The organism is Lactovum miscens, from assembly GCF_014202895.1.
GTDB classification, from domain to species: domain Bacteria; phylum Bacillota; class Bacilli; order Lactobacillales; family Streptococcaceae; genus Lactovum; species Lactovum miscens.
Window position 1 is genome coordinate 1 of record NZ_JACHHV010000052.1, and the last position, 5,382, is coordinate 5,382.

The following is a 5,382-nucleotide window of genomic DNA, read 5'->3' on the forward strand; positions in this document are numbered from 1 at the left end:
GTATCCATGTCGAACACAGTAGTTAAGCCTCACCGCGCCGGAAGTAGTTGGGGGTTGCCCCCTGTGAGATAAGGGCGTTCCCAAGCGAATGTTTTACTTTTAAGTAATTATTATTTACTTAATTGGGAGTTTAGCTCAGCTGGGAGAGCATCTGCCTTACAAGCAGAGGGTCAGCGGTTCGATCCCGTTAACTCCCATAATGAAACAACGTTTCGTTATATTAATTGAATATTTGGAGGGGTAGCGAAGAGGCTAAACGCGGCGGACTGTAAATCCGCTCCTTCGGGTTCGGAGGTTCGAATCCTCTCCCCTCCATTTTTTTACGGATACGGGCATCGTATAAAGGTAGTACAAAGGTCTCCAAAACCTTTAGTGTGGGTTCAATTCCTACTGCCCGTGTTAAATTATGGCGGATATGGTGAAGTGGTTAACACATCGGTTTGTGGTACCGACATACGAGGGTTCGATTCCCTTTATCCGCCTTCTTATTGGGGTATAGCCAAGCGGTAAGGCACAGCACTTTGACTGCTGCACGCGCTGGTTCGAATCCAGCTACCCCAGTTGAATAAATTGCCCGGATGGCGGAATTGGCAGACGCGCCAGACTCAAAATCTGGTGTCTTTACGGACGTACCGGTTCGACCCCGGTTCTGGGCACTGAGAAAGCAGATTGAGTCTGCTTTTTTGTTGCTTTGTTTCCTATATTTTATTTTTTTCCAAAATAATTTAAAAGATATAAAGGTTAACTTTTCGTTTTCAAAATTTAAATTTGATAGATTATAAACTTGGCTTAGGTTTGCTAGTTAGCAAATTTGTCTAAGTTAAGTTATAATATTAAAAAAGATAGCAAGGACTTTAGAAATAGTAATGAATAATAGTTTTAGTAAGATTTTGGATAAAATTCGTGATTACGATAAGATTGTAATCTTACGACATCAGAATCCTGACCCAGATGCATTAGGTTCACAATGTGGTTTGAGAGAAATCTTACGTTATAATTTCCCAGATAAGACTGTTTTAGCTACAGGGTATAATGAGCCGTCTTTGCAATATTTGGCAACAATGGATGAATTCGATGAAAACGTAGCAGAAGCTTTGATTATCGTTTGTGACACAGCAAATCGTCCTCGTATTGATAGTAGGTTCTGGCGTGAAGCTGATTTTTTGATAAAAATTGATCACCATCCAAATGATGATGTTTACGGTGATCTTTATTATGTTGATGACAAAGCGAGTTCAGTTTCAGAAATTATTACAGAATTTGCTGTAACAATGAATCTTGAAATTCCATCTTCAGCTGCACGGCTTCTCTATGGTGGAATTGTTGGAGATACAGGTCGATTTCTTTACCCATCAACAAGTCCAAAGACTTTAGCATTAGCTGCTAAATTAGCAGAAAAAGATTTTGATCGCTCAGAACTTGGTCAGACTATGAACTCTTTTGACATGAAGGTCGCACGTTTGCAAGGATATATCTATGAAAACCTGGTAATATCTGCCAATGGAGCTGCTTGTGTGACAATCACACAAGATTTATTAAGGGAAATGAATCTTAAGGACAGTGAGACATCAAGTATTGTGTCTTTACCAGGAAATATAAGAAACATCAAATTATGGGCTATTTTTGTTGAACAACCAGATGGACATTATCGAGTTCGAATGCGCAGTAAATTTACACCTATAAATGAAATTGCTAAACGTCATGACGGCGGTGGCCATGTTTTAGCTTCGGGTGCGAATGCTTATTCGTTTGAAGAATTGGAAGAGATTTGGCAAGAACTTCAAGATGTGTTGAGATAAGAGATTGGATTAAAAGAATCACTTCAGATAGGAAGTGATTCTTTTAAATTTTAATAAACTATTTTTCAATGAAATTACGTAGATCGCTGAGGTGAGCATTTAGACCAAGAATTAATTTAATTCGAGCTTTTTGAGCGTTGATCTCTTTTGCAAAGTAGATACCAGCATCATAGAGCTCACTACCACCACCAGGATACGCATAGATTGGCTCCGCAATGCCATTAAAGCATCTAGAAGTCAAAACAACTGGAAGGCCGGCATTAAGTAGCTTTTTTACAGATTGAAAGGCCTCTGGAGGCAGATTTCCTGCACCAAGTCCCTCAATTACTAAGCCATCTAAGCTTTCAGGCGAAAGAAGATCAAAAATTGATCCGTCCATTCCGGAGTAGGCTTTAATGATAGGCACTTGCCCTTCAACGGAGCTCACAGCAATCTGTTCAATTTCTTCTAATGATTGATGAAATACTATACGATCATGGGTAAGGATACCGATAGGACCATAAGTAGGTGTCTGAAATGTAGACACACTGGTCGTATGTGTTTTGGTTACAAAGCGTGCTGCATGAATTTCTGCATTCATGGTGACTAAGACCCCTCGATTTCTTGAGGTTAGATCTGAGGCTACTCGAATTGCACTTAGAAAATTGTAATAACCATCTGTACCGGGCTCATTACTCGAACGCATTGCCCCAGTAATGACAACAGGTGCACCAAGCGGAAGAGTGAGATCAAGAAAATAGGCAGTTTCTTCAAGTGTGTCTGTTCCGTGAGTAATAACAGCTCCATCAAAACCTTCTTCAAAAAATGCTCGAAGGATACGACGTTGTAGTTGAAACATATTTTTAAGGGTAATATGTGGGCTTGGTAAATTAAAAATATCTTCGGTATGTAAAATGACATTTGACATTTCTGGTTCATGTGTCATCAAAGGGTTAGAAGTATTAGAAACAACTTTTCCATCCTTGTCTTCTGACATGGAGATGGTGCCACCAGTATGTAAAACTAAGATTTTTTTCATAAATCGATTGTAGCATATTGGGAGATAAAATTTATTGTGAGAATATTCATTTATCAATTTTATCTTTAAATAAAGTATAATTAAAGTGTTATGACCGATGTAAAAGCAGTATTTTTTGATTTGGATGGAACACTATTAACTCCAACGCGAGGCATTGCACCTTCAACGAGACGTGCCATTATTGACATGCGCAGAAATGGTATATTAGTGGGTATTGCAACAGGACGAGGGCCGGCCTTTGCGGCTCCATTGTTGGAAGAGTTAAATTTAAATTTTGCCATTACTTATAATGGGCAATACATATTAGATTCAAAAAATGTCTATTATGAACACCCTATGGATAAGAAGCTCATTACAAAGATCATTCGTTATGCGGCAGATAATCATAGGGATTTATCTTTTGGTAAAGCAGATGGAATAACGGGTTCGGGCCTATTAAAATTTGGTGAAACGAGGACAGCGGGCTATATTGCAGGTATTTTACCAGCATTTATGGCAAACTTTGCTCGTGCACTTTTTAAAAATTTAATCAGAAAATTTCGTCCAGTCGTTTACAACCTGCATAAACTTATGAAAGATCCAATCTATCAGATCATGATGGTTTCAACAGCGGATGAATCAAATAAATTACTGGAGAAGTTTCCGGGTCTAAATGTGACTCGATCGAATCCTTATTCAGCGGATCTGCTTTCAGTTGGAACCTCAAAGCTTCGTGGTATTAAGAAATTAGGAGAAATATTTGGTTTTTCTCTAACAGAAGTTATGTGTTTTGGTGATTCGGAAAATGATATGGAGATGCTGGACGGTTCAGGTTATGGTGTAGCAATGGGAAATGCCCACCCAGCTGTCAAAGAAATCTCAGATTATGTGACAGCTTCAAATGGTGCAGATGGTATAGCTAAAGCTTTGGCTTATTATGGACTCGTTGAGTTTGATGAGAATTCCAGCTTCATTTCTAAGGATAATGAGTACAATTTGGTTAAAGAATTTCATCGTCTTATGGATGGTAAGACTCAAGAAGTTCCAAAACTGTTTAGCATAAATGAAGCAGAGCAAAGAGCTGCTTTTCAAATTGAAGAGATTGTAGAATTTCTTAAAGCTAGCTCAGGTATGGATGGTGACCAGTTTGATCAATCCGTTATTCAAATGCACAAAGAAATTGATCGGGCAGCAGAAAAGGTAATATCTAAGCCAGCTGAAGGTTCACCATTGACTCAGCAAACCGATAGCCTAATTGATCTACTTTACTTTGTTTATGGAAGTTTGATTTTATCAGGCGTAGATCCTTACGAAATTTTCAGGATCGTTCATAAATCCAATATGGCTAAAATCTTTCCAGATGGAAAACCTCACTTTGATCCAAATTCAGGCAAGTTATTGAAACCAGATAATTGGAAGGTCAAATATTCTCCAGAGCAAGATATCAAACGTGAATTAGACCGTCAGACTCGTGTCGCTGAAAAGAAGATTAAAAAGTAAGGGTATAGGGACTGTGTTGTACATTCCAAAAGTTATATTTAAAAACTGATAAACATTTAAATTGACTTCATAAAAATATAAATTTATAAGACAAGATAAATTTCTTGTCTTTTTCATTTTAAATAAAACGGCAAATTGTAAAATTAGTTTAGCCACCTGAAGCAAGAAAAAAACACCTGAATCTCTTATACTTGAGTTTGAAAGAACAAAAAGTAGAAAAGGAATTCAGATGCAAGGTTATTCTAACACAAAAGGCAAAGAAATTACTTATACAGAACGTCAGTTGATTGAACGTTGGCACAACAAGGAGAAGCTAAGTAACCGTCGGATCGCTCAGCTCTTGAATAAAGCGCCTCAAACAATAAACAATGAACTTCGTCAAGGGGAAGTGCACTTAAAAATAAAGACAAAGTATTCTGCACTTCATGCACAAGAACACCATAGCGTCAATAAAAGTCACTGTGGTCGTCCTTCGAAGCTCACGTCGGCCCTCAATAAAACCATTAGTGCGGGTGTCAGAGATAAGAAATCATTAGAAGTCATTCTCCAAGAGCTGACAGGGGTTTGCTTGCGCACCCTCTATCACTGGGTGGACAAAGGCTGGCTCGATGTAAAAACCCATAATTTACTTTATCCGCATTATAAGAAAGCAAAGAAGCTTCGGAAAACACACCCCAAGCGTCCGTATGGCTTGTCCATTGACCAACGTCCAGAGGAAATTAACCAACGTGAAGCATTCGGCCATTGGGAAATCGATACGGTGCTGTTGACGAAAGAAAAAAATGACTGTCTTTTGACGCTCACAGAGCGCCAAACACGCTTTGAAATCATTCGTCTGATTCCAAATAAGTCTGCCCAATCTGTCAATACGGCGCTTTTAGCACTTCAAGAGAAGGTTCAGTTCGAATCCCTCACGTCGGATAATGGTCGTGAATTCGCCCGTTTACATGAGGCGGTGACTTGTCCGGTTTACTATTGTCATGCCTATGCGAGCTTTGAGCGTGGAAGCAATGAGAATCATAACCGCATGATCAGACGTTTCTTACCCAAAGGAACAAAACAAACAACAGCTTCAGCAGTTGCTAA

At 38.9% G+C, this 5,382-nt stretch carries 4 protein-coding genes, 6 tRNA genes and 1 rRNA gene; 10 read left to right on the forward strand and 1 reads right to left on the reverse strand.

What is annotated here, in order from left to right; genetic code table 11:
- The 8 genes from rrf to HNQ37_RS08240 all read left to right on the forward strand — a co-directional run.
- A 5S ribosomal RNA gene (rrf, locus tag HNQ37_RS08775) occupies positions 1–86 on the forward strand; the annotation flags it as partial.
- A 38-nt stretch (positions 87–124) separates the two neighbouring features.
- Positions 125–197 (forward strand) — tRNA-Val (locus tag HNQ37_RS08210).
- A 37-nt stretch (positions 198–234) separates the two neighbouring features.
- Positions 235–315, forward strand: a tRNA-Tyr gene (locus tag HNQ37_RS08215).
- A 13-nt stretch (positions 316–328) separates the two neighbouring features.
- A tRNA-Trp gene (locus tag HNQ37_RS08220) sits at positions 329–399 on the forward strand.
- Between the two features lie 10 nt (positions 400–409).
- Positions 410–482, forward strand: a tRNA-His gene (locus HNQ37_RS08225).
- Positions 483–489: 7 nt separating this feature from the next.
- A tRNA-Gln gene (locus HNQ37_RS08230) sits at positions 490–561 on the forward strand.
- 11 nt (positions 562–572) lie between these two features.
- Positions 573–656, forward strand: a tRNA-Leu gene (locus HNQ37_RS08235).
- A gap of 210 nt (positions 657–866) precedes the next feature.
- Entirely contained in the window at positions 867–1,799 is a 933-nt protein-coding gene (locus tag HNQ37_RS08240; RefSeq protein WP_183541215.1) for a DHH family phosphoesterase, read from the forward strand.
- Between the two features lie 58 nt (positions 1,800–1,857).
- Here HNQ37_RS08240 and HNQ37_RS08245 read toward each other — a convergent pair whose 3' ends face one another.
- Positions 1,858–2,817, reverse strand: coding sequence for an asparaginase (locus HNQ37_RS08245; RefSeq protein WP_183541217.1), 960 nt, complete (start codon positions 2,815–2,817; stop codon positions 1,858–1,860).
- A 90-nt stretch (positions 2,818–2,907) separates the two neighbouring features.
- Between HNQ37_RS08245 and HNQ37_RS08250 the strand changes: the two genes are divergently transcribed.
- Together HNQ37_RS08250 and HNQ37_RS08255 are read left to right on the forward strand one after the other, a co-directional pair.
- A complete protein-coding gene (locus HNQ37_RS08250; RefSeq protein WP_183541219.1) occupies positions 2,908–4,296 on the forward strand; it encodes a Cof-type HAD-IIB family hydrolase in 1,389 nt (462 codons plus the stop codon).
- Positions 4,297–4,525: 229 nt separating this feature from the next.
- The coding region (locus HNQ37_RS08255; RefSeq protein ID WP_183541221.1) for an IS30 family transposase at positions 4,526–5,382 on the forward strand (857 nt) is incomplete at its 3' end.